This is a genomic window from Acinetobacter sp. LipI_15 (assembly GCF_058242865.1).
This window is the reverse complement of record NZ_JBZAYN010000001.1, coordinates 1017207-1043052: the sequence shown is the minus strand read 5'-3', so window position 1 is coordinate 1043052 and position 25846 is coordinate 1017207. Positions and strand designations below refer to the sequence as shown.

General features: G+C 40.2%; 22 protein-coding genes. 10 read left to right on the top strand and 12 right to left on the bottom strand.

The genetic code is table 11. From position 1 onward, the window contains the following. Positions 1-24: 24 nt before the first annotated feature. From rbtA to cxpE, 3 genes are all read right to left on the bottom strand, one after another. Entirely contained in the window at positions 25-1836 is a 1812-nt protein-coding gene (gene rbtA / locus AC4CU0_RS05035; protein WP_490742611.1) for a rhombotarget A, read from the bottom strand. 118 nt (positions 1837-1954) lie between these two features. Further along, on the bottom strand, positions 1955-2659 hold the full coding sequence (gene hda / locus AC4CU0_RS05030) for a DnaA regulatory inactivator Hda (RefSeq protein ID WP_078190380.1): 705 nt from the start codon (positions 2657-2659) through the stop codon (positions 1955-1957). An 18-nt stretch (positions 2660-2677) separates the two neighbouring features. After that, entirely contained in the window at positions 2678-3895 is a 1218-nt protein-coding gene (cxpE, locus tag AC4CU0_RS05025) for a chloramphenicol efflux transporter CxpE (RefSeq protein WP_490742610.1), read from the bottom strand. A gap of 134 nt (positions 3896-4029) precedes the next feature. Here cxpE and purM point away from each other — a divergent pair, with 134 nt between their 5' ends. Both purM and purN read left to right on the top strand, forming a co-directional pair. After that, positions 4030-5100, top strand: coding sequence for a phosphoribosylformylglycinamidine cyclo-ligase (gene purM, locus AC4CU0_RS05020; RefSeq protein ID WP_078190382.1), 1071 nt, complete (start codon positions 4030-4032; stop codon positions 5098-5100). Between the two features lie 9 nt (positions 5101-5109). After that, positions 5110-5739, top strand: a complete 630-nt coding sequence (gene purN, locus AC4CU0_RS05015; protein WP_490742609.1) for a phosphoribosylglycinamide formyltransferase — start codon at positions 5110-5112, stop codon at positions 5737-5739. A gap of 75 nt (positions 5740-5814) precedes the next feature. Here the strand turns inward: purN and AC4CU0_RS05010 are convergent, their stop codons facing one another. Next, the gene (locus AC4CU0_RS05010) at positions 5815-6624 is read right to left on the bottom strand and encodes an alpha/beta fold hydrolase (protein ID WP_490742608.1); all 810 of its coding nucleotides are present in this window, start codon (positions 6622-6624) and stop codon (positions 5815-5817) included. After that, the gene (gene sppA, locus AC4CU0_RS05005) at positions 6621-7646 is read right to left on the bottom strand and encodes a signal peptide peptidase SppA (protein ID WP_490742607.1); all 1026 of its coding nucleotides are present in this window, start codon (positions 7644-7646) and stop codon (positions 6621-6623) included. Before sppA ends, AC4CU0_RS05010 begins: the two co-directional genes overlap by 4 nt. A gap of 128 nt (positions 7647-7774) precedes the next feature. Between sppA and AC4CU0_RS05000 the strand changes: the two genes are divergently transcribed. Next, complete coding sequence (locus tag AC4CU0_RS05000) at positions 7775-8743, top strand: lysophospholipid acyltransferase family protein (protein WP_490742606.1); 969 nt, start codon at positions 7775-7777, stop codon at positions 8741-8743. Between the two features lie 35 nt (positions 8744-8778). Here the strand turns inward: AC4CU0_RS05000 and AC4CU0_RS04995 are convergent, their stop codons facing one another. From AC4CU0_RS04995 to AC4CU0_RS04985, 3 genes are all read right to left on the bottom strand, one after another. Next, a complete protein-coding gene (locus AC4CU0_RS04995) occupies positions 8779-11238 on the bottom strand; it encodes a DNA internalization-related competence protein ComEC/Rec2 (protein WP_490742605.1) in 2460 nt (819 codons plus the stop codon). 108 nt (positions 11239-11346) lie between these two features. Beyond that, on the bottom strand, positions 11347-12030 hold the full coding sequence (gene lolD, locus AC4CU0_RS04990) for a lipoprotein-releasing ABC transporter ATP-binding protein LolD (RefSeq protein WP_180034388.1): 684 nt from the start codon (positions 12028-12030) through the stop codon (positions 11347-11349). Next, positions 12023-13258, bottom strand: coding sequence for a lipoprotein-releasing ABC transporter permease subunit (locus tag AC4CU0_RS04985; protein ID WP_078190389.1), 1236 nt, complete (start codon positions 13256-13258; stop codon positions 12023-12025). The genes lolD and AC4CU0_RS04985 overlap by 8 nt, the downstream gene beginning before the upstream one ends. Positions 13259-13284: 26 nt before the next feature. Here AC4CU0_RS04985 and AC4CU0_RS04980 point away from each other — a divergent pair, with 26 nt between their 5' ends. After that, the gene (locus tag AC4CU0_RS04980; protein WP_078192054.1) at positions 13285-13854 is read left to right on the top strand and encodes a PilZ domain-containing protein; all 570 of its coding nucleotides are present in this window, start codon (positions 13285-13287) and stop codon (positions 13852-13854) included. A gap of 7 nt (positions 13855-13861) precedes the next feature. Here the strand turns inward: AC4CU0_RS04980 and AC4CU0_RS04975 are convergent, their stop codons facing one another. Continuing rightward, positions 13862-14767, bottom strand: a complete 906-nt coding sequence (locus tag AC4CU0_RS04975) for a DMT family transporter (RefSeq protein ID WP_490742604.1) — start codon at positions 14765-14767, stop codon at positions 13862-13864. Between the two features lie 4 nt (positions 14768-14771). Next, entirely contained in the window at positions 14772-15260 is a 489-nt protein-coding gene (locus tag AC4CU0_RS04970) for a YaiI/YqxD family protein (protein ID WP_372491130.1), read from the bottom strand. 267 nt (positions 15261-15527) lie between these two features. On the opposite strand from AC4CU0_RS04970, the gene AC4CU0_RS04965 reads away from it, so the two are divergent. After that, positions 15528-16460, top strand: a complete 933-nt coding sequence (locus AC4CU0_RS04965) for a hypothetical protein (protein ID WP_180009976.1) — start codon at positions 15528-15530, stop codon at positions 16458-16460. Positions 16461-17066: 606 nt separating this feature from the next. Here the strand turns inward: AC4CU0_RS04965 and serC are convergent. Beyond that, positions 17067-18146 (bottom strand): 3-phosphoserine/phosphohydroxythreonine transaminase, encoded by a 1080-nt coding sequence (gene serC, locus AC4CU0_RS04960; RefSeq protein ID WP_078190394.1) that lies wholly within the window; start codon positions 18144-18146, stop codon positions 17067-17069. Between the two features lie 347 nt (positions 18147-18493). Between serC and AC4CU0_RS04955 the strand changes: the two genes are divergently transcribed. Genes AC4CU0_RS04955 through AC4CU0_RS04940 form a run of 4 tightly spaced genes read left to right on the top strand, consistent with a single transcriptional unit; the run spans position 18494 to position 23411 of the window. Next, positions 18494-19981: a TolC family protein gene (locus AC4CU0_RS04955; protein ID WP_490742603.1), complete on the top strand. Its 1488-nt coding sequence runs from the start codon at positions 18494-18496 to the stop codon at positions 19979-19981. Between the two features lie 21 nt (positions 19982-20002). After that, positions 20003-21166 carry an HlyD family secretion protein gene (locus tag AC4CU0_RS04950; protein ID WP_490742602.1) on the top strand — a complete coding sequence of 388 codons (1164 nt, stop codon included), beginning with the start codon at positions 20003-20005 and terminating at the stop codon, positions 21164-21166. Further along, on the top strand, positions 21166-22296 hold the full coding sequence (locus AC4CU0_RS04945; protein ID WP_490742601.1) for an ABC transporter permease: 1131 nt from the start codon (positions 21166-21168) through the stop codon (positions 22294-22296). Before AC4CU0_RS04950 ends, AC4CU0_RS04945 begins: the two co-directional genes overlap by 1 nt. Then, positions 22293-23411 carry an ABC transporter permease gene (locus tag AC4CU0_RS04940; protein WP_490742600.1) on the top strand — a complete coding sequence of 373 codons (1119 nt, stop codon included), beginning with the start codon at positions 22293-22295 and terminating at the stop codon, positions 23409-23411. Before AC4CU0_RS04945 ends, AC4CU0_RS04940 begins: the two co-directional genes overlap by 4 nt. A gap of 119 nt (positions 23412-23530) precedes the next feature. Here AC4CU0_RS04940 and AC4CU0_RS04935 read toward each other — a convergent pair whose 3' ends face one another. Next, complete coding sequence (locus AC4CU0_RS04935; RefSeq protein ID WP_490742599.1) at positions 23531-24079, bottom strand: hypothetical protein; 549 nt, start codon at positions 24077-24079, stop codon at positions 23531-23533. Between the two features lie 460 nt (positions 24080-24539). On the opposite strand from AC4CU0_RS04935, the gene gltP reads away from it, so the two are divergent. Then, positions 24540-25835 (top strand): glutamate/aspartate:proton symporter GltP, encoded by a 1296-nt coding sequence (gltP, locus tag AC4CU0_RS04930; protein WP_490742598.1) that lies wholly within the window; start codon positions 24540-24542, stop codon positions 25833-25835. Positions 25836-25846 lie beyond the last annotated feature (11 nt).

Sequence of the window (25846 nt, the reverse complement as noted above, 5' to 3'; positions counted from 1 at the left end):
GTGCTGTCCTTAATTCTATCCAGACTATTTTTTAAAGCGACGAAATCCAACTAAGCCAAGTAGCGCAAAAATACTCGCCCAGCCTAGAGCACCACCCGAAGTTTTAACGGTTTTACTTTCCATTTCATTGTTTGGTTCTTGGAAAATACGCACTTCTGCAGCTAAATAATTTTTTGCCGAAGTATTAAAACGGGTTGAAGACGTCACCACACGCAATTCAAAAATATCTGCGCCATGCCAATTTCCATTTGGCGTGTATTCAAAATCACCATTCAAATTCAGTGTGAATTTACCTTTAGATTCGGTGCTTTGTACAATTATTGGGCAACCATCTTGCCATGGCTCACCCGTTGGATTTGCCATACCCATCACTTTTGTACATTCTTCTTTTGGAATTAAATCACTGTCACCTAATGCATCTAAAATATTAAACTTGGCCACTTCACCTGTACGAATGTCTTTACCTAATCGAGGCATGCTCACAGGAACCACAATTTCGATTGCACCACGATCACACCAAACATCATCCAAATTACGATTTTTTCCACGCTGATCAGAAGACTCACAATACACATGATGCTCATTGCCATCTGCTGTGGTCTTCCCCTTATTTAATATCGGGCTTGAGAAAATCGTTTCGTAATCTAATAAAATACGAGGACGTAAATAACCAATAAATGCGTTATTTGCTGTGGTAAATGGACAGAAAAGTGCATTACGATCTTCTGTTAAGGTTTTACAGCTACCTTCATCATCACCCGCAATTAAACTCGTCCCAGACCATACATCATTTAAATTTGCAGCAGGCCCAACAGGACAACTCGCAGCCACTAAGTTGTTATAAAAAACAGATTGGTCTGTTCCTGAGTTCACGACTTTACAATCTTGAGCGGTACCACTAAGTGCATTACCAATCACCACACTATTGGCTAAATAAGCATGCTCAGAGGTACTATTTAGTTCAATACCACCACTGTTCTTCAGTACTGTAATATTATTGAGTGCTAAACCATCACGTAAGTTGACAGCAAAACCTTTGTTTTTGAAAAAGGTACTATTGGCAATAATATTTTGAGGGTTACTGAACACCAACTTGCTAATGTCTGCGAGCCCATTTTGATTGTAAACAATCGCTCGACCAGAAGTGCTTTCATTATTTTTGAACAAAGATGTATAGATTTCATAAGCCGGTGCTTCTGAGTAAATTGCACCACCATCTACCGCTTTGTTGTTTTGAAAAATCGTGGTTCGTATATATAGACGGCTTGCTACAGCTGCGCCATCTTCTGAAAATCCCACATTGTAGATTGCACCACCAAGTCGTGCATAGCCATCTTCAAACTTTACATTTTCAAGTGTGAGTTTTTCATTATTAAAAATGATTCCGCCTTTATCAGCACATTGATCTTGCTTACATCCTTTAAATGAAATTTCTTTAAAATTGATAGCAAGTAGTTCTTTTTCGCTATCATTAATATTAAAAATTTGATCCTTACCCGTCATTTCAATGACGGCATTATTAAGACCGAGTACAACATCTTCATTGACGTTACTGTCATACGCCGTTTTCAGATTCAGTTCGGCTTTAATATCAATTTTTTTAGTGAGTTTATAAACTTCATTTTTTTTCAGAGAAATTGAGGCATAGGCGTCTTTACCCCCGCAACCATTATATCCGGCTTCTGGCATACCATTATTGATATATTCTATGGCTTCACGAAGTGAACATTCCTTGTCATCCTTTACAACATCTTCAGTGGTTGTAACGATAATTTCTGCGCTAAATGCATGACCTGCCATGAGAAGCATGCCAATGCCTATGCTCTGTTTGAGCATATCCATCTCCTTAAATATTTTTTATCTTTTTATTCTTAAGTTGCACAATCCTTGCAACATTAAAATATTTTTATGTACTTTGTCACAGCTTGAGTAATTACTCAAGAATTTTTATTGCTTACCGATATTCATCAATTAGGGCAAAAATTTGTCTTAAATTCGCATGACTCAATTTGACTTTTTCACCTTTTAACATCTGAATCAGTTGTTCTAAAGAGCGAAGTAAAATAGACGCCTGATGCGGCCCATGTGCCAACAAATAATCCACAATTTGTTGATCCATATGGATGCCACGTCGCGCTAAAACAGAGTTCACGAGCGCTTGACGGTCTGCATATAAGCTACCATTCGGCACTTTCACACTAACAGCCTGAGTTAATCTAGACTGTAGGTCTGGCAGTTCGAGTTTGAGTTCAATTGGTGCCAGTCGAGATGAAAAGACCAATTGACCACCCTCTTCGTTATTATAGTTAATCAGGTGAAAAACGGCTTTTTGCCAATGTGGAACTCCACTGATGGCTTCAATATCATCTAAAGCCACCAAGTCATAGCGATCTAGCGAAGTAATCGCTTCAGTGGGCGCATCTAGCAATTCAAGCAATGAAACTTGAATTGCTGATTTGCCAATTTCTAAATAGGAGTCACATATTGCAGACAGTAAATGGCTTTTTCCTGTACCAGCTCCACCATAGATATAGAAACGATTCATTAATCCTGCATGTAATTGACGTACACCATCGATTACATGTCCCCAACTCGGCCCAGAAAAATCACTAATTCGGGCATCGAGCTGGGGTTCTATATCTAACTGCAATTGACGCATATCTATATTTTGGCCTTATCAATCTTTATGTTCTGATCTTTCAATGTTACTCGAAATTTCAGGATCTTGCAGCGAATTTGCAGACTGATTTTTGAGCTCAATATCGACAGCAACTTGATTGGTTTCTACGTTTAAAGTGCCACTTGCAGCATCATTTACCACAAGTACATCATTTCGGTATAAATTACTTTTCTCGTAATTTTCGCGTGCATGACGTAATAAGACCACAATAATCGCTGCAACGGGTAGTGCAATGAGCATTCCGAGGAGTCCTGCCAATTGCGCGCCTGCAAGGACTGCAAATACCACTGCCACAGGAGACAAACCAATTTTGTCGCCTAATAAGAAAGGCTGTAAAATATAACCTTCTATTGCCTGCCCTACCATGAATACCACCAGTACTAAGGCCAAATGCACCCAATCCAAACCGAATTGGAACAGGCAAGCCACAATTGCCGAAATAATACCAACCGCAAAACCCAAATACGGAATAATACTGGCTAGACCCGCAATCATCCCGATAATGATGCCGACCTCAATACCCACCAATTGAAGTCCAACCGCATATACAACGCCCAATAAGAACATTACCAAGAACTGGCCTTTTACAAACGCGCCTAGAACTTCATGACATTCGCCTACGATGGTTAATGTGCTTTTTTCGTATTTGCGTGGAATAAGGCGACGCATGTTTCCTAACATTCGTTCCCAATCTAATAAGAAATAGAAAGCTATGATTGGAATTAAGACAATCGTGCCACCAATCTGTATGAAATTCAGACCCGATTGTGCCACTTTTAACAACATGGCTTGGATACTGTCTGCACTATAGTTGGTTTGAATATACTCCATGATCGCTGCTGACATTTGCTCTGTATCAATTTCCATTGGTACAAGATTAAATGTCTCTGATAACCACGGCAGGAATGTATAGTTGACCCAATGAATATTGCTTGGAATATTGTTTTTCGCATACATCAACTGTTCCCATACCAGTGGTACGAGGAACCACATTGCAAGGAATATAGCAACACCAATTCCAATAAAGACCAAACTGATAGATAACCAGCGCGGCAAGCCAATATTATGTAATTTATCGACTAAAGGGCTAAATAAATATGCAATTAGAAATGCGCCGATAAAAGGAACAACTACAGGCTTTAATAAGTATAAAACCCATATGATCAATGCTATCCCAGCAAGAATAAATATTCGGCGCAAGGTGCGATCACCCATATAAAGTCACCTTTTTTCAATGTAATCGTTATAGAAAGGAAAATATTTTAATAAAGATAACATTTTAGTGCGAAATAGCATAAGAGTTTTGCATATTCAGGTTATAATCCCCGCGCGAATGCGGAGACTTCATTATGAGCAACTCAACTTCTACCCCAAACACTGGTTTAAGCTACAAAGATGCAGGTGTCGACATTGAAGCGGGCGACGCGTTAGTCGATCGTATCAAATCTGTCGCGAAACGTACTGCACGTCCTGAAGTAATGGGCGGTCTAGGCGGCTTCGGCGCTCTTTGTAAAATTCCTAAAGGTTATGAAGAACCTGTTCTCGTATCTGGCACAGATGGTGTTGGTACAAAATTACGTTTAGCATTGAATTTGAACCGTCATGACACAATTGGTCAAGACTTGGTTGCAATGTGCGTAAACGATCTTCTCGTATGTGGTGCTGAACCACTGTTCTTCCTTGACTACTATGCAACTGGCCACCTCAACGTTGACGTTGCAGCAAATGTTGTGACTGGTATCGGTGCGGGTTGTGAACTTGCAGGCTGTGCATTGGTTGGCGGTGAAACTGCTGAAATGCCTGGTATGTATGAAGGCGAAGACTACGACCTTGCAGGTTTCTGCGTAGGTGTCGTTGAGCAAAGCAAAATTATTGATGGCTCTAAAGTTAAAGCGGGTGACGTTTTAGTTGGTGTTGCATCTTCTGGCGCACACTCAAACGGTTATTCACTTCTTCGTAAAATTTTAGATGTGAAAAACGTTGACCTTACTCAAATCGTTGATGGTCGTCCACTTGCAGATACAGCAATGGAACCAACTCGTATTTATGTAAAACCAATACTTCAGTTATTGAAAGAAGTGGATGTACACGCAATGGCACACATCACGGGTGGCGGCTTACCAGGCAACCTACCTCGCGTACTGCCAAATGGTGCTCAAGCGGTAGTCAATGAAGCATCTTGGGAATGGCCAGAATTGTTCAAACTACTTCAAAAAGAAGGTGGTGTTGAACAATTTGAAATGTACCGCACATTTAACTGTGGCGTGGGTATGGTTCTCGTAGTTGATGCAGCAGATGCTGACAAAACTGTTGAATTACTCAACAGCCTTGGCGAAAAAGCATTCACAATGGGTCACATTGCAGACAATGCTGAATCTGTTGAAGGCGCTGACGAAAAAATCCGTGTAGTTTTCGCATAAGCAACGTTCATGATTAAAATTGCTGTACTTGTTTCAGGCAGCGGATCTAACCTGCAAGCCCTGATCGATGCCAATCTATCAGGTCAAATCGTTGGGGTGATTTCCAATAGACCTGACGCTTTTGCACTGCAACGTGCAAGAAAAGCAAAGATTGCAACTGCAGTCATTGAACATAAGCAATATCCAAGTCGTGAAGCTTTTGATGATGTGATGCATCAACAACTGCTCGACTGGGATGTTGATTTGGTCATTTTGGCAGGCTTTATGCGCATTTTAAGCGCAAAATTTGTCAAAGCATGGGAAGGAAAAATGATTAACATCCACCCTTCTCTGCTGCCAAATTATAAAGGTATGCATACTCATCAACGTGTTTTAAACACCGGTGATGTCTTCCATGGCTGTACAGTTCACTATGTGACTGCAGAGCTAGATGCCGGCCAAGCGCTTGCTCAAGGCATACTTAAAGTCAATGTGCATGATCATGCTGAAAGTCTTGCAGATCGGGTTCACGTGCTTGAGCATGTGATTTACCCTCAAGTGGCAGAATGGATCTGTAATGGTACGATCCAACATACTGCTGATGGGGTGTTATATCGCAATCAACCGATGCAAGCACCTGTTCAATTCTGCAAGTTTTAAAATCAGTTTTTATCTATTTTAAATAGAAATAAAAAACGCATCCTCGGATGCGTTTTTTTATTTGAGTACATTCAATCATTCATGTTTGGCATGAACCGCTAACATTTGTTTGATTAACTCAACCGTTTCTACTGGTTTTTCTAATGGAAACATATGACTGCCGCTAACAACTTTAAATGGAATCCCAAATTTTTTCTCAACCTTTTGTGGAAAGTGCCGAGCTAAAAATGGTCCCTGCTCTGCAATTAACTGCTGTACAGGTACTTGCGGTTGAGCATGAGGTAACCACCACAGTGAAGGATTGGTTCGAAAAATATGAACCTCATCATCACGTGAAATCGTCAATTCCACCCCACCACGCAGTTTATCGTCCATCAAGGCATGATCAATATAAGCTTGATAACAGTCTGGATCGAAATCTTTATAAAAACCTTTCGGCCTTAAAAGCTCTGCTGCTTGTTCACGGCTGTCCCAATGATCACGACGACGCTTCGATAAACCTGCTGGGGACATTTTATCCACGACCTTGAGTTTGAGGAGTTTTGCAATGTGCAAAGCAAAAGAATCTTTACCCATGATCATAGGCGGATCAATCATTAACACTTGTTCAAACAATTCTGGGCGTTGCAATGCAGCCTGAAATGTTAAAACCGAACCTAATGAGTGACCTAATCCAATCACCTTACGACCATTGGCCTGACGTACAATACTGTCAATGACTTGCTGCGTTAAGCTCTTCCAATGGTTATCGATTGGGTAACGCTTATCTGGCCCAAGTAACGGTACATAGATCACATCATATTCATCACTCAGTAAATCAAACAATTTTTGATAAACCTGTGATGGCACGCCATTGGCGTGCGCAAAATGAATTAACGGTTTCATTGTAACTTCGTGCTATTTTCAGATTGAACCTGTTGTGACAATGCACTTACCAAACCTTGACCAAATGAACTTCCCATACGACCAAGTACAGAATCAAATGGGCTGTTTTCAATGGTATAGTTCACAGCTTTTTCAGTTTTCAATTCACGTTTCAGGCTATTTAAACTACCTGTACGGTCAGCAATACCCAGCTTCACAGCCTGATCACCCGTCCAAAATAAACCTGAGAAAATAGCCGGATCATTCGATTTTAATTTCTTACCGCGACCTTCTTTCACGGCATTAATGAAATGCGCATGAACGTTATCGAGTACACCTTGAACATGTGCTTTTTGTGCTGCATCGACAGGTTGAGTCATGGATAAAATCGCTTTGTTCTCACCCGAAGTCATGGTGCGATCTTCTACACCAAACTTTTGCATCAAACCACTCACACCATAGTTCGGCATGATCACGCCAATCGAACCCACTAAACTTGAAGGATTGACAATAATTTCATCTGCAGCAGAAGCAATATAGTACGCGCCTGAAGCACCAGTATCACCAATAATGGCATATAGTTTTTTATCGCTATGGGCTTTTTTCAAGTACTGAATTTCTTGCCAAATTTCATCAGACTGAACAGGTGAACCACCCGGTGAGTTAATATTTAAAACAACCGCTTTGCTTTGTTTATTTTCATAAGCTTTTTTCAAGGCTTTGATGGTATTTGCGCTGTTTACACTTTGCTTGTCCGCTGCAATGGTCCCAATGATATCAACCACGGCAATATGTGAACCCGCTGTTGCTGCAGGATCAGATGACGACATGCTGCAACTTTTTGCCATCGCAATGATAATAAATAGTAAATAAGCAAAGGTTAAAAATTTAAAAAATATACCCCATCTACGTGCTCTGCGTTGTTCCTCAACAGAAGAAAGCACGGCTTTTTCTAATATTTTCCATTCATTTCCAGTTGGCTGCTGGATATTGTTTGAAGAACTTTGCTGTTTTTCTTCAGGTTTTGGTGGCCATTCGGACATAAAAAAAACCTAGTTAATCGTTAATTTGTAGTCATTATATACATGCTAATCGCTATAACTGTCTAATCAATTCATTTTCCCCTATAATTATTTTAAATTTTCTTTCATTTGTATCAGACTTAAACAAGATGACCGACCAAAATTCACAGGACACCACATATCACCTGTTAAAATTTATCAGCCGTCAACCTATTCAAATTTCAAGATTAATTGCAAAAGGTTTGGCTGGGTTAGTCAATGTTTTAAAAATCTCTAAAACCTACTCTACGATTCAACGCAATCTCAAAATTGCATTGCCTGAATTATCAGAGTCAGCTCGCATTCAACTCACTAAACAAGCGATTCGAAACGAACTTTGTTCTTATTTTGAATTTTTTAATATTTGGGGTGCAAGTACAGAAAAAAATATTCAACGAATTCATCACGTACATGGCGCTGAATATTTACATGAAGCGCTCGCCCTACAAAAAGGCGTTGTACTCGTAGTACCACATTTTGGTACTTGGGAAATCATGAATGCATGGGTTGCGCAGTACACTCAAATGACCATCATGTACAAGCCGGTAAAAAGCGAATCTGCCAACAATTTTGTCCGTGCTGCTCGAAGCCGTGAGCAAGCAATATTGGTTCCTACGGATGAATCAGGTGTACGTCAGATTTTCAAAGCCTTAAAACAAGGTGGGACGACTGTGATCTTGCCAGACCATACCCCCAATGCCGGCGGTGAAATGATTCCATACTTTGGTATTCCACTAAAAACCAGCAACTTAAGTGCAAAACTAATTCAAAAAACCAAAGCACGTGCGCTCTTACTATATGCCATTCGTAACGATAATCATGGTTTTGATATGCATATCGAACCTATCGATGACAATATTTATCAAGGTAATGCAGATGATGGCTCGATGGTTATCTTTAAAGCAGTGGAAGATTTAATCCATCGTTACCCAGAGCATTATCACTGGAGCTATAAACGCTTTAAAGCCAATCCAAAATTGAGAAATCTATACAATATTAGTGATGAAGAAGCCGCTCAACGCATTCGTGATATTCGTGAGGAATATCAACAACAGCAAGCAATGACAGTGGCTGAATAACATCTTCAAGCCCTGCTGCCCTTGAGTGAGTTTCTCTATTCGGATTCTTTTGATAGCCTGCGATATAGATCGAGCCATTTATACTTTGTCCGCTCTTCAATTAGTTCAATTTGCTGTTTATTTTGCTTGAAATGGATACTTCCACTTTGTGCAGTTTGCAAGAGTGGAATGTCTAATTGTTTGAGCCGTGTTTTGGTTATCTTTGCAGGATGTCCATAACGATTAAAACGCCCTGCGGAAGCAATCGCCAACTTGGGCTTAAAATGGTTTAAAAATGCATAGGATGAACTGTGCCGACTACCATGGTGTCCAAGCACCAAGACATCGACTTTTAGGTCTGGATAATCACTTAATATTTGATATTCCGTCTCCCAACCGGCATCCCCCATCAATAGAAAATGTCGTGGGCCATTGACGCCTTTGACCGTGACATATAGAACACAAGAACGTTCATTGGCATTCCATTTGGCATCTGTCAGATCTTCAGGCTTTGGCGAGAGTATTTCAAAATAGACTTGCTGATCCCAATTCCACTGCTGACCACGTTGACATAAACGCTGTGGAGCTTGGTTCGTGGTTTGTACCCGTTCATTACTTGAAAGCTGCCCAATATCAAGCTGTTGCTCCAATGAGAAAAAGCCACCACTATGGTCTTGATCTAAATGAGTCAATAACACCCGATCTAGTCGATGGACACCATTCACACTCAAAAATGGCCGGATGATATTTTGCCCGACACTAAATTGACTTTCATCATAGTTTCCACCGAAGTCTACCATCATATGATGATCTACAGAACGGATATAGATCGCCTGCCCTTGCCCCACATCTAGAATTGAAAGTTGAAAGTTTGCTGAATTTCTCCATGGGATAAACAGAGCAAAAAAGGCAATGACCGCCCAATATTTTGGCAAGATACCTTCAGGTAAAAATAAGATTACTACAACGAGTATCAACAGTATGATTTGAGTTGACGTCAATGCGACATCGTGCATTTTTGGTGCAAAGAGTCGATCTAAGCCATAGAGAAATACATGTAACACTTCTAAACACAGATCATTGAATAAAAAAACCAAATGCGCCAAAGGTGTAGAAATATAAGAAAGTGCCCCTCCGATGATATCTAAAGGAACCACCACAGTCCCTAACCACGGGATGGCAAATAAATTACTTAGTGGGCTAATCCAAGTCACTTGCTTGAAAAAAATCACCATCAATGGAAATAAAGCGACAAAGATTTTCCATTGTGATTCCACCATCAACCACATTGAATGCTTTAACTTTTGCCAAAAACTGGCGTCCGTTTGAGCCAGTAAATGCTTCCTTAAGGTTTGATAAATCCGCAGTAAAATAAAGCATGCGCCATAAGACAACCAAAATGCCGCAGATAAAATACTAAAGGGATCCACGAGCAATAAAATAGCTGCACTAAAAACCAGCAGTTGAAAAGGCTGAATGGTTTGCCGTAACAACAGCATGCTACTGGCGACAAGGCAGATCGTCAGCGTTCTCAGCGCCGGTATTTCAAAACCGGTAAATGCACAATATACAAGGACACAGAAGATAAAGGGCACGACCAAAACATACTGTTTGGGCCATTTGAGATAGATTTTGGGACAATATTTTCGAATAGCTAACTGTATCGCCCAACAGAGCATACTGGCAAATACCAACACATGCGGACCAGAGATTGCCAATAAATGACTCATGCCAAAACGTTGAAATAATTCACTAGTGCCTTCAGTGAGTAAACTTTTATCGCCTGTAAGCAGTGCTAACAACAAGCCATGATTCCGCAGCGGTTGTTGATATACAAACGCTCTTAAATATAAACGTTGTTGTTCGACTTGTATTTTGAACTGATGTAACACACCTTGATGCCGTTGATACTGTTGACCATAACCCATCGCAGTCATATGTTGAGGTGGTATAAGTTCGACCGACTTCACCTTTAAACTGGCATGTATATTTTGCTGTATGCTCCACCGCTCTTGATCAAATGCACCTTCGGTCACATAACTCTGCGTAGGCCTTAACTCACCATACATACGATAGTACTGTCCAGGGACCAACTGGATCGTCTGCTCATGACTTTGCAAAATTGAATTGGGTAAATACGCCATAAAATATTGAATCTGCTGATTCAGATTGAGCACTTCGATTTTTTGCTGAATCGCTTGGTCTTTGAGTTGGCTGATTTGTGGGATATACACAATAAACTCGCCTTGTCTGCTCTGATGCTCAACCAATGCCAAACGCTGATCGAGTTGAGTATTAGCGAAACTAAAGCCGAGAATTGCACCCATGCATAAATTTGTACTGAGCTGTAAGATTTTCGAAAAAATACTTTTTAGTTTTGGTGAAATACCAAGCTGTAAACCTAGCCAAATCAGGACAATAAAAAGCAACTGAGCTGTCGAGAGTTGTGGATTCCAAAACCTGAAACCCATAAAAGAAATGCCTAAAATCCAGCCAATACAAAAACTTTGTAACATGAGTCGTCATTATTTTTATTATGTGCTGGCAATAATAAAGCCCACCGCGGTGAGCTTCAATCAAACAATCTTAATCCACTAATTTTTTTTACAAAATCAATTTAGCGCTTAGTCATCTACCCATAAACCATCTTGCATATGCAAAATCGCATCAGCAGATTGAGCTAAATATTCATCATGGGTCACAATTAGCATTGCCATGTTAAATTCTTTACGTAACTCAGACAGCAACTCAAAAATCTTCACAGCGGTTTTGCGGTCTAAGTTCCCTGTTGGCTCATCAGCCATCATCAACTTAGGTCTTGCTACCAATGCACGAGCCAAAGCCACACGTTGACGTTCACCGCCTGAAAGCTCACCAGGTTTGTGCGTCATGCGGTGGGAAAGTCCAACGCGTTCCAAAAGATATTCAGCTTGCTGCTTCACTTCTTTGAAGTTACTCGACTTACGTAACATCAATGGCATTGCCACATTTTCAAAGGCGGTAAATTCAGGCAACAAGTGATGGAATTGATACACAAAACCTAAATGCTCATTACGGATATAACCACGCTCTGCTTCACCTAAAGTGTCAAAGCGTTGACCATTAATCATCACTTGACCCGATGTTGGACGATCTAAGCCACCCAATACATGCAACAACGTACTTTTACCAGAACCACTTGACCCCACAATCGAAACAAACTCACCTGCTTTGACTTGTAATGAAAGTCCACGAATCACATCGACTGTAGACTTCCCATCGGTAAAAGATTTGGTAATGTTTTGGGCATCTAAAACTAAATTACTCATAGCGTAGAGCCTCTGCAGGTTGAACTTTAGCTGCACGTAATGCCGGATAAATAGTCGCGATAAAGCTAAGACCCAATGATAAAGATACAATCACCACAACATCTTGCCATCTTAAATAAGACGGTAAATAGTTGATGAAGTAAGCATCAAACATATTTAAGCCCAATGTTGTATTCAACCAACCGACTAAATTACTAATACTCGATGCAGCGATAATCCCTAAAATCGCCCCAGACACCGTACCAATCACCCCAATCACTGTACCTTGCACCATGAAGATCCGCGTGATTGTAGCCGGTGAAGCGCCTAGAGTACGCAAAATGGCAATATCGGATTTTTTATCAGTAACCACCATCACCAATGAAGACACGATATTAAATGCTGCAACCAATACAATCAGGAACAGCAATAAACTCACCATTGCCTTTTCCATTTGAATCGCGCTGAATAGGTTGCCGTGTGTATAAGTCCAGTCAGAAGCATAGAAGTTTGCAGGTAGATCACGCACAATTTCTTGAGACACTTGTGGCGCTGCAAAAATATCATCCAACTTCATACGGATGCCTTGCGCACCATCTGGCAGTCTTAATAAAGTCGACGCATCGTTCAGGGCCACGTAGCCCATCATCGAATCAACCTCTGCACCAATACTGAAAATACCCACAATTTTAAATCGTTTAAAACGCGGAACGACCCCAGCCGGCGAAGGAGTTGCTTCAGGAAGCACTAAGGTCACACTGTCATTCAAGCCTAAACCTAAGGCATCTGTCATTTGCTTGCCAAGGACAATACCAAACTCACCTTTTTTCAGGTTATCGATACTGCCTTCCACCATATGGTCTTGGATAATTGATACCTTTTTTTCATACTGCGGTTCAATCCCACTGACCATAATGCCAGACACTTGACCTTGTGCCGTCAACATTCCCTGTAATTGGGTGAATGGAGCGACCCCTTGAACATGCTCATGCTGCTCAATTTTTTTTGCAAGTTCAGGCCAATTTGTTAAAATTTGTGTTGAAGAAACAGTGGCTTGAGGTATCATTCCTAAGACACGAGTTTTCAGCTCACGATCGAAACCATTCATCACAGATAAAACTGTAATAAGGACTGCCACACCAAGCGTGAGGCCGATCATGGATACCAGAGCAATAAAAGAAATAAAGTGGTTACTGCGCCGAGCGCGAGTGTATCTCAACCCTATATACAGCGAGATTGGTTTAAACATAACCATCTAGTCCGAGGTAATATATTATGGAAAACTTACAGCATCAAAGCGTTCAAACTGAACGCCGTGTAATGTCGCGTATCGATGCTGCTTTGCGCATCAACTATCAGATTATCTCTGATGATGTTGCACTGAATGATCCTTACGATCCTAATTTTGTATTGCCGCGCTATTTTCTACTACTTGCTGAATTAGATCAATTTGATCATGCACTCAACTACGAATTAGAACAATTAGCTGAGAAAGATCAACAAATTGCTCGAATCTTATCCTTATTTAACCAAAAGTTAAACCTGATAACGGGTTCTTTATACGACGCAATTGTACAAAGCATGTTACCAGTGCCTGAGCATGTGAATTTTTCAGAGACTGGTTTGAGCTTTTTTAGCGAACGCGCAATTAAAGAAGGTACTTATATCCATGTGACCTTAAGCCACCCTGAAAATTTCTTCCATATTGCGGCAACTGCGCAAGTGGTTTATAGCCGTGAAGAAGAAAGCAACTTATACCGTACGGGTGCCTATTTTATCACACTGCTCCCTCAAGACCGCGTCAAACTTGCAGAGTGTATCGCACTGACCCAAAACAAAGAGTGATTTTTAATCAATGTTTTAATTTGTGGGCGAGCTCTCTGTTCGCCCGAAAATCTTTATAAAAATAAACAAACAAGCCTGATAATAGAATCACAGCACCAAGTAAAACCATCAATGATAATTTTTCATCATTCAGTAAAGCACCAAAGAGCATAGCAAGCATGGGTGTGAGTACCGTTGTTAAAGACAAAGTTGTCGCCTTGATGTTTTGTACCAGTTTGAAATAACAAAACATTGCAATCAATGAAGCCATAATCACTGCATAAAATAAGCCAATGAGTGCTTTGGTCGAAGGCATCTGTGTCGGTGCATACTGCCAAATAAACGGTAGCATCGCGGCAGAAAATAGTGCTGAGATAAGAATCGAACCCGTGGCCTGAGACATAGGCTGTAATGGTGCATTGACTTTTTTCACCCAAAAAATCGACATACAGTAGACGAATACGCTCATTAACATTAAGAAGATACCAACAGGCTGTACGTGCTGATCACTGCCGCCCAAGCAAATAATGGCTAAACCACAGACGGCAATCAACATCCCAATCCATTGCAAGCGATGTAGATAGGTGTGAAAGCAGAAACGACCGATCAGACCCGTCATAATTGGCGCTAAACCAAACATCAAGGCAATAATACCTGAGCTGAGATAGGCCGTTGCCATATAGGTAAAAATCTGAGAACCAATAAAACTAAACGCCCCTGCCAAATAACTGTGCAGCGAGGTTTTATCCATCGGCAGTTTATGTTTAAAAATAAACAATAATGCGACAGCCAAGGGTAATGCGATAAAAAAGCGTAATGTCAGTGCCCAAAACGCATTGATATCACTGACACTCCAAACAATGGCAAGTGGCGTGGTCGACCAAATGAACACCAACAACGCATAGGTCGTCGCGAGGTTTGTTTTAGATGGCATGGTTTTATTTCTGTGCCGTTTTTCGTTTTTGCTTTTGAATGGTTTGATCTAAGCTACTAGAAAATTCGCGCTTATCTCGTTCTGAAATCGGTGCTGGACCACCAGTTTGCACACCTGCGCCCCGTAATGTATCCATAAAGTCGCGTAAATGTAGACGAGCTTTGACATTTGCTGTGGTATAAATCTCACCGCGTGGATGTATCGCTATACCGCCCCGCTCAATCACTTCAGCAGCAAGCGGAATATCCTGTGTCATCACGATGTCGTGCTCTTTCATGCGCTGAATAATTTCTTTATCCGCTGCATCTGCCCCGCTCATGACTTGAATCGAGTTAATCCGCACCGACGGCGTTATCCCAACATTTTGATTGGCGACAAAAGTGACTTCTAACTGGTAACGATCAGAAGCACGAATAATTACATCACGTAAAATGCGTGGTAACGCATCTGCATCCACCCATAATTTAAATGGCAGCACTGATTTTCCATTCACTTTTAAACATGACTCATAGTAACAAATCTACATGACAATTTGGGGATCTGCATCCGCTGAATGGATCTACATTTCTCTAATCATGAGAATAAAAAAAGCTGCAAAATGACTCCAACTTGGACTTATTTTCCAATGCTTTTACATTTAAATCCTACTGAAAACATTTTTTATGCATGATTTCATGATAAATATGACGTCGGTGACTTGAAAATTTCAAATAACCCTCGATTTATTAATTATGAAACCAACCCAATATCAATTGTGCATATGAAAAAACAAAATAGCCCTGAAATTATCACTATTGAAGATCAAACTTTTGGTAGTCATGTTGAACATTGGAATTTGCTCACCGGCAACCCGACAACGGATGTACCAGTTTGGCTGGGTCAGGCATTGGATGCACCCATTATGCCAATGGGCTTATGCGCACAAGAATCTGATATGGATCAAAGTACCTGGCTGATTCAAGGTCCATCACAAGCGTCGATTCAACTGTGCCAAGTAATTGCGGTAGAAAATAATAAACCTAAAGCCGTTAAAACTGCATTTCCAAGTTTTGATAGCCCATATAAAACCAAAGCCACCATTGAACGTATTATTACCTGTAAATCCAATACACAAGCAGTGCTTTGCCTCGACTTAGGCGCAAATACCAGTGTGTATGCTTTTGATAGTTTATATAGCGTCAATCACGACCAATATGAAAAAGATGCAAGCTACAGTGTGCAACTCAATGCTTGGGCCTATGAACTCGAAGCTGTCGCAGAACATGAACAGCTTGTTGTTGACGATCCTGCATCGATTAAACATCATCGTGCTTTAAACGATATATTGGCAGCAAATAATGGTGTTGCCCCTGCTGACTTACACGAACAGATTAAAGCGTGGCAACCAAAGTCTGAAGATGACAAAGCGCCAGTGACCGTCGATTTTTCTAAAATGGTTGCATACCTATATGGTGAAAATCTTGGCCAAGAAGACGAAGCATGGTTCCAAGGGCATATTGTTGGCAAAACCGCCATGCAATTTAAAGAGCAAGACTATACGTTGTATGATGTGACCTTAATCCACGAAGAAAACCAAGAAGCGGTGATTGTTCGTGTTGCAACACGAAATCCGGCGCATAAAGATTTCAATGTTGGGCAATATATTCGTGGCAACCTGTGGATACAAGCCAATATTTACGCGAAATCTGCCTAATTTGAATTCAAAAACCCTATTTCAAATAAAAAAAACCGCCTCAGTGCGGTTTTTTTTATTTCTCGCTAATCATGTGTATTCGCTGAATATTTAAATAATTGAATATTTTTTATCCACAAGATAGTCGATTTATTCTATTTTTAAATTCAAATTAAAATAACTTATCCACAATATTAAATTCAAAATAATGCCAAAAATAAATCCATCTGCAAAAGATAAAATATAAAAAACTAATATAAATAAATAACATAGGGAATTTATGAAACTAAATTTAGCAATTCGGTTGCTTATTTTTAAATAAACTAAATAGTTTAGTAAGTTTATGGCAGATAGTACTTTATTTAATCAAATAATTATGTTAAAAATGCGTTTAAGAAATAGTAATTAACGATAAATAGATCGGAAAGAATATCTATGAAAGTCGTGCAAGAAGAAAACTTATCGCAAGTTGACCATCACATGGAATCTCGATATCCAATCGAGCCAATGTCCTGCTTATTTTTTATGTTAGGTATGCTGATTTGTGCATACGTTTTACATACTTTTATTTTTTAATCTATTCAATAAAAAAAACCGGCATTGGCCGGTTTTTTTATGCCTCTACAATTATGCGTTGCGTTTCGCAAAGTCATCCATAAAGTTAACGAGTGCTTGAACGCCTTCAAGTGGAACAGCATTATAAATACTTGCACGCATACCACCCACTGAACGGTGACCGGCTAAATTAAGCAAGTGGTTTTCTTCAGCTTCTTTTAAGAATTGTTTTTCCAATTCTGGATTTGCCAAAGTAAATGGTACGTTCATGATTGAACGGAATTCTTTTGCAATTGGATTTGCATAAAAATCGCTTGAATCGATATAACCATAAAGCAATTCAGCTTTTGCCATATTCGCTTTATAAATTGCGTCTACACCGCCCTGCTCAAGTAACCATTCAAAAACGAGGCCAGATAAGTACCATGCATAAGTTGAAGGTGTATTCACCATTGAACCATTTTTCGCTTGAGCTGAATATTTCAAGATACTTGGAATATCTGCTTTCGCCTGATCCAATAAATCATCACGAATAATCACCAAAGTTAAACCAGCCGGACCAATATTTTTCTGAGCGCCTGCATAGATTAAACCGAACTTAGAGACGTCTAATGGTGCAGATAAAATGCTTGATGAAAAATCGGCAACCAATGGCTTGTCTGTTTCAGGAATGTTGGCAAACTGAAGACCGCCAATAGTTTCATTATCTGCATAATGCACATAAGCCGCATCATCAGATAAGTTCCAAGTGCTTTGATCAGTAATCGCAAGTTTACCGTCAATGCTCGTACCCGCTTCAACGACATTAATGTCGCCATAACGCTGTGCTTCTTTCAACGCTTTTTCAGACCAAATACCCGTGTGGATATAGTCTGCTTTGCTGTTTTTACCCAATAGGTTTAATGGGATCGCAGAGAATTGAAGTGATGCGCCACCTTGAAGGAATAACACTTTATAGTTGTCTGGAATATTCATCAGCTTACGAAGATCAGCTTCTGCTTTCTCTGCCACAGCGACATAGTCTTTACTACGGTGGCTCATTTCCATGATCGAAAGGCCTTTGCCTTGCCAGTCAAGCATTTCAGCTTGAGCTTTTTCTAAAACGGCAGTGGGTAATGCAGCAGGACCAGCACAGAAGTTGTACGCGCGCATGAGTTTTCCTTTCAAAGTGAAACACAATAAAATGATGGCATTTAACCATATCTGACGCGTGCTTGCAGTAGTTAAAGCTGAAAATATTCCAATGCTGTCTGACATTTAAAGTCAAAATTTCAATAAAGATCAAAATTAATTCTTCTTAATTCAAATTATTAGATTTACTGATATTTTTTATCCCTTGAATTGATGCTAATTTAAGGTCTTGATGTGCGAAAATGACGTGCGCTGCGAAGATAAAATTTATTTACATATGTATATGAAACAATACAACAACTTAGTGAATTTACCCAACTTCATCACAATGACTATAATGAACCCATCCTAGCTGTGAGTGTATTTTTATGCCTTTACCTCGAACAGATTATTCTATAAAAATTAAACATACATTTCGTTCAGGTTTACTGCTTGGCCTTGGTTGTTTCAGTGGCTTTTTTAGCACCACGGTACTTGCGCAAAGTATCAATTATAGCCAAGCAGAACAAAGTCTACTCACTAGTTCGTATAGTACTCAGGCCAACCAAGCGCTACAACAATCTGCCGAACTTCAAGCTCAGGCCATTAAAGGCCTTGGTTTACCTCGTGTGGATTTAAACGTCCGTGCCTATGCCTTTCATAATGAACTCGATATTCCTCTCGGTGCCCTAAAAAATAACTTAGAACAAACGCTGAGTAATGGCATTAATAATAAAATTGATGAAAGCTTACCGAGTGATTTGGCAGACCCATTAAAAGACAGTCTACAACAGCCAATCCGTGATGGTGTCGGATTAATTCCAGATTCTTCCCAAGTGGTCTTAGATGATCAAGTGATCCGCCCTACCGTTTCCGTAATGATGCCGCTGTATACCGGTGGGTTAACGTCTAGCGCCAAGGAAATTGCCAATATCCAAGCCAAACGCAGCGCGATAAGCAGTGAACAACAACAAGATGTGCAACGTTTTGAATTAATCCAAGCCTACTTCAATGCTCAATTACAAAAAAAATTAGTCGAAAGCAGCCGCTTCAATTTAAATGCGATGCAACAACACTATGCCAATGCACTCAAAATGGAACAACAGGGTTTCATTAGTAAAGGCCAGCGTATGCAATTTGAAGTGGCGAAGAATAATGCGCTCAGAACTTTTCAAAATACTGAAGCGAATTTACGCTCTAGCTTATTTAAGTTAAACAACTTAATGCAAAGCAGCCAAATTACTGATCTTACAACGCCATTATTTATCAATCAGCAACACAATCAAAATATAACCGCCTTACTAAAAAGTTATCAGGATCAGTCTAGTTTGGTGCGTAAAATGCAATTGGACAGTCAATTGGCCGGTGCCAATGTGAAAGCCCAAAGCGCAGCAAAAAAACCCAACGTCTTTGCATTTGGCGAATATAGTCTCGACGATAAACAAAACTGGATCGTTGGTGTTGCCGCTCGCTACAACTTATTTTCAGGTGTTGATAAAAACAAATCCATACAAGCCGCTGAACTTCAACGCTATGCATCTGAGTTAATGACTGAGCGTACGAAACAAGAAATTGAAAGCCTGATCTATAGCTCATTTAATGAAGTCACCAGCGCTCAACAAAGTCACCTGTTGTTGCAGCAAAACCTAAAAGCTGCTCAAGAAAATTTAAGAATTCAACAGCTTTCATTTAAAGAAGATATGGGAACAGCCACACAAGTGATTGATGCACAAAATGCACTGAGCGGGCTACAAAGTGAAATGGCGCTCAATGCTTATAAATACGTGATGTCACTCGCAACACTGCTACAAAGTCACGGGAGCATTGACCAGTTCCAAAGCTATATCAATCAATCACACACCGACTATATTCGCTAAGTTTAGCCGAGGGGAAACAATATGAATCAGGAACCAACTGATCACCAAGAAGATGCCTCTGCGAATGCTGAAACATCCCAATCCAATGTCTCGAGTTCAAACGTTTCGTCTACAGCAAATACTGCTGAGGATACTCCAAAGAAAGTGAATACCAATACTGATGCAGAGACGAAAAAAAGCTCAGTGCAAAGTCGCAATAAATCTGCTTTGATCAAGCTCGTGATTGGCATTGTCTTAGTTCTGCTTTTGGCATTGATTGCATTTGGCTTATGGAAAAGTTATCAGCCCAAACAGGTTGAATTACAAGGTCGAGTTGAGGCTGAAACCATCCACATTAGTACCAAAGTACCTAGCCGTATCGAAGAAATATATGTGCATGACGGTGAAAAAGTACAAGCGGGTCAAGCGCTGGTTCGTTTAACCAGTCCTGAAGTCGATGCAAAGAAACAACAGGCTTTAGCTGCACTCCAATCTGCCCAAGCACTGCAATCCACAGCTGAACGCGGCTCTCAACAAGAAAATATTGATAGTTTATATGCCAATTGGCAAAGTCTAAAAGCACAGCAACAATTGGCGCAAACCACCTACCTACGTGGTCAAAACCTCTATAAAGAAGGTGTGATTTCACGACAACGCCGTGATGAAATGCAAGCTGCCGCAGTGTCTGCTGCACAAATGACAGAAGCGTCTTATCAACAATATGCGCGTGCAAAACGTGGCAGTACACCACAACAACAAAGCTCGGCAGATGCCCAAGTCAAGATTGCGCAAGCCGCGTTGGCTGAAGCCAATGCACTTGAGGCTGAAACCAAATTGTTTGCACCCTCCAATGGCACCATTTCAAAAACCTATGGCAAAGTTTCAGAATTAGTTGCGATGGGTGTGCCCGTTGTAAGCCTGATTCAAGATGATAGCTTATGGATTAGCTTAAATGTCCGTGAAGACCAGTATGCTCAAGTGTATCAACTCAAGACCATGCAAGGATTTATACCGGCGCTAAACAAATCTGCCGAGTTTAAAATTGATCACATCGAAGCCGAAGGTGAATTTGCAACGATTAAAACCACGCGACAAACGGGCGGCTATGACATTCGTAGTTTTAAAGTCCAACTGAAACCCGCTCAGCCGATTACTGACTTAAAAGTGGGTATGAGCGTGTTGTTTAAAATTGAAGAGCGCAAATAATGTTTAGGGGCATTCTGCGTGAGTTTCGCTATTTGATGCAGCATAAATGGGACTTGTGTATGGTCACACTTGCCCCTGCCCTTGTGATTTTGCTCTTTACTAATATGTTTGCTCAAGGCAAACCAGATCATTTACCCATCGCGATCATAGACCAAGATCAAAGCAGTTTAAGCCGTAACATTAGTCATTTTGCGCAGCTCAACCATACCTTAAAAGTAACCACCATTACACCCAGTATGGATGATGCTGAAAAGCTTTTAAATCAGACTCAAATTTGGGGCTATATTCATATTCCTGCTGGTGCAGAGCAACGACTGGTTCAAGCAAAAGATGCAGAAGTCAGCATTGCCTATAACCAAAGCTATTTTAGTGTCGGCAATAGTATTTCATCAGCCATGTTACTAAGTACATTACAAGCTATAGCCGATTTTAGTGGTCATCAGTATTTAGAAAATAGCATCCCCTACCTTGATGCACCGACACCCAATGTCAAAATTTCACCCTTATATAATCCTGGTTTAAATTACGAGTTCTATTTAGAGCCCTACATGATTCCTGCGATTCTGCATTTATTACTGTGTTGCTGTGTCGCATTTTCAGTCGGTCAAGAAATCAAATATGGCACTGTAAATCAATGGGTGAAACCGACTTCTGTCTTTCAAGCTTTAATCGCTAAAAATCTCAGTTATGTTTTCATTTTTACCGCTTGGACATGGGCGTGGATGTTCTGGCTAATCGTGTTTCGAGGGTGGTTTGTTCAGGGTTCATTACTGCTAATTTTGCTCGGGCAATTGTTTTTTTATACAGCCTATGCCTTTATCAGTTCTACTGTAGTTTTGGCGACACGTGATCTCACCAAATCTTTTGGTTTTATTGCGGTATATGGTGGCTCATCACTGAGTTTTGCAGGGGTAACATTGCCGCTGAATAACGCGCCGATGTTTACAAAATTCTGGGCCAATATTATTCCCTATACGCCTTATGCCAAATTACAAACAGAACAATGGGTCATTGGTAGCCCAATCTCCATTTCAATCACACCGCTTGTCACCCTGATCATTTACTGTCTGTTCTATTTGGTTCTTGCCAGCTTCTTTTTACGGAAAGTACTGAAGGAGCAAAGCATATGAATAAAATCGTGTCATTTCTATCAACTTTGCTCAGACACTATATTCAAACCTTTAAAGATATTGTTAAGCACAGTTCGATTTTTACCACCTTAGTGCTTTCTGTTTTTCTTTACAGTTTTTTTTATCCCATTGCTTATCAAGCGGAACACGCAGAATCGCTCCCCATTATTGTGGTGGATGAGGAACAAAGCATACTCACCAATACGATTATTGGTGCTGTAGCGAATAGTCCCAATGTAGAAATTCGAGCTGTGACTGGTAATTTTGCGGAAGCTGAAAATATGCTCCGAAGTCAGCAAGCTGACGGGATTTTACTGTTGCCGAGTAATCTTTCAAATAGCATTCGCCGTGGTGAAACCGGTGGAATTGGTTTATATCTCAGTGCTGCAAACTTTCTAAAGACGCAAAAAATTGGCTTAGGTTTAGCCAGTTCGATGGAAAATGCTCTCGGCGAATATGCAGAAAAATTCCAGAACATATCCGATTTTAGCCCAGCTTTATCTATCCATAAGATTCCATTGTTTAATCCACTTTCAGGCTACGGCAGCTATATTTTCCCAGCGGTTGCTCCCTTAATTATTCATCAGACGATTTTATTGGGTCTGTGCATGCTGATTGCGACCTATCGACAAAACACCACATGGCGTCCAAGCTATTCACAATTAGCTGGCATTTTCTTGTGTATTTTGACTATCGGGACTTTAGGGTGCTTCTATTTATTTGGTTTTACCTTTTGGCTGAACGATTATCCACGGGGTGGAAATTTTTGTGGCATGTTCATTGCTGTACCCATCTTCCTCAGTTGTATTATTGCGATGACGCTCTATCTAGCCACCTTTCTTGACCTGCCAGAACGTGCAGGACATGTCATCGTTTTTAGTTCTATTCCGCTATTTCTACTTTCGGGAACGGCATGGCCACATGCAGCTATGCCTGAATGGATGCAAATACTCGCTCAGGTGTTGCCGTCAACCCAAGGCATTCAAATGTTCCTTCAACTCAATCAGATGGGTGTGCCTACAGCAATTGTCATCCCTAAACTGCTTTACCTCACCAGTGTTGGACTGATTTTTTTATGTCTTGCTGTCCGGCGTTTAAAGTTTGCCAAAAGATAAAACTGTTTGTGCTGTTATACATATCGAGTATCAAACGAAATGCGTTCAAATCTATTCATCATGGACTCGAACGCTTTGCTTCTTAGCATGTCTCAAATTTTAATGCTTTCTGTCGCCAATTAACTGTATGCATTTGGCGTCACAGTCGATGCTTCATCCACTTGAATATCAAAATCATCTGCATCTGAGGTGATCTCAGTAACCAAATCATCTGATTCTTTTTCTGCAGCGTTTTCAAGCCAGAATCCTTTCACTTTATCGTCCCCATCATGACCTGCAAAGACCACACTCATATACAGTTCTTTTTGCGGATAATCATATTTATACACAATTGTTGTGGTCTCACCTTCTCCCAGCCGAGTATTTGCCATTCGCTGAATCACTTCCGCCTCAGCGCTAGGTTGACCTGCAGGAATCAGTTTTTTCATACGTGAAAACAGCTCTGGATCTGCCAGCATCGCATCACGAACATTTTCTTCAACCAATGCCAAAAAGGTGTCTTGATGGGGTTCGTGTAGCGCGACGAATAATTTTTCTGACTTCGCACGCTGTGAACTTGTCTCACTTGGTAGGCTTGATTCGAATTTTGCAATCAAGAAATCGCCAATTTTTTCACAAGCCGTTATAGGTAAGATTAAAGCGATGATGACGACTAATTTTTTCAACACCGTAAAAGCCCTCTGCTTATTATTAATAATATATAAAGTTAAAATTTAGTTCGGATGGTCTGTGTGATTTATAGAATTTTCACTGATTTATTTGCCTCACAAGTATAAAGCAAACTTCTATATAAAAATGAAAAATACAGGCTCACATTTAGTTTTTCGATCTTTCTAGGCAAATCAGAGATTTTGTGAAGTGTTTATTAATAACTCAATTTTATTCATTTTATAAATTAAACTTAATAATCAAATCGTTTATACAACTAAAAATGATAATTTATCGATCAAACAGTTTGGTTTTGATCAAAATCGTTAGCTGTATTCTCATATAAACTGCAAAATATTGTCGTATTTATCTCCCAAATTATTCAGAACTTTTTGTCATGGCGGACTCAGTCTGTCTGCAACTTTTGTTCGTGGATGACTGTGGGCTTTTTTCTCCCAAATCTGACATAAGAGCTGATGTATGAAAAAGATTAAGGTGAGCCTTGCCTGGCAAATCGTGATTGCTCTCATTCTAGGTATATTTGTTGGTGCTTTCCTACACTATTCTCCTGAATATCGTGATGCTTTAGTTAATAACTTTTTGACGCCTTTGGGTTCAATTTTTATTAACCTCATTAAGATGATCGTTATTCCGCTTGTTGTGTCGATGCTTATTTTAGGTATTGCCAATACAAGTCACGGTAGTAACTTAGGTAAACTAGGTTTCAAAACGATTATTTATTTTGAAATCATTACTACCGTTGCTATTTTAGTCGGTTTAGTTGCAGCCAACGTATTCCAACCTGGTGCCGGCATTGATATGTCTGCATTGACGCAAGTCGATATTTCAAAGTATCAAGAAACAACACATGAAGTCAGTGAACATTCTCATGGTTTGATTCAAACAATACTTTCACTTATTCCATCTAACTTTTTTGCAGCTTTGACTAGTGGTCAAATGCTCCCAATCATCTTTTTCTCTGTGATGTTTGGTGTAGGTTTAGGTGCGCTTGATCAGGAAGTAAAACAACCTTTAATTAAAGTGTTGACCGCTGTTTCTGAAACGATGTTTAAAGTTACGCACATGATCATGATGTTTGCACCTATTGGTGTATTCGGCTTGATTGCTGCAACTGTTGCGAATTTCGGCTTCAGCTCACTTGTGCCACTGCTTAAACTTGCAGTTTTAGTTTATGGTGCAATCTTCTTCTTTATTTTCATTGTATTAGGTGCAGTTGCTAAATTCTGTGGCTTCAGTGTTTGGGCCATTATCAAGATCTTAAAAGATGAATTGATTCTCGCGTATTCAACTGCAAGTTCTGAAACTGTCCTCCCCCGTATTATGGAAAAAATGGAAGCTTACGGTGCTCCGAAACCGATTACCAGTTTCGTAATTCCAATTGGCTATTCATTTAACCTCGATGGTTCGACCCTATATCAAAGTATTGCGGCTATCTTTATTGCTCAGCTTTACGGGATCGATCTGACAATCACCCAACAAGTGATTCTAGTACTGACCTTGATGATTACCTCTAAAGGGATTGCAGGTGTACCTGGCGTTTCTTTCGTGGTCTTGCTGGCGACTCTTGGCAGTGTCGGTATTCCTCTTGAAGGTCTGGCATTTATTGCGGGTATTGACCGTATTTTAGATATGGCACGTACTGTACTGAATGTAATTGGTAACGCTCTTGCGGTACTGGTGATCAGTAAATGGGAAGGCCAATTTGATACTGAAAAACAAAAAAATTATGCTGCTAATCTAAAAGATGCCGCTTAATTTTATGTCAT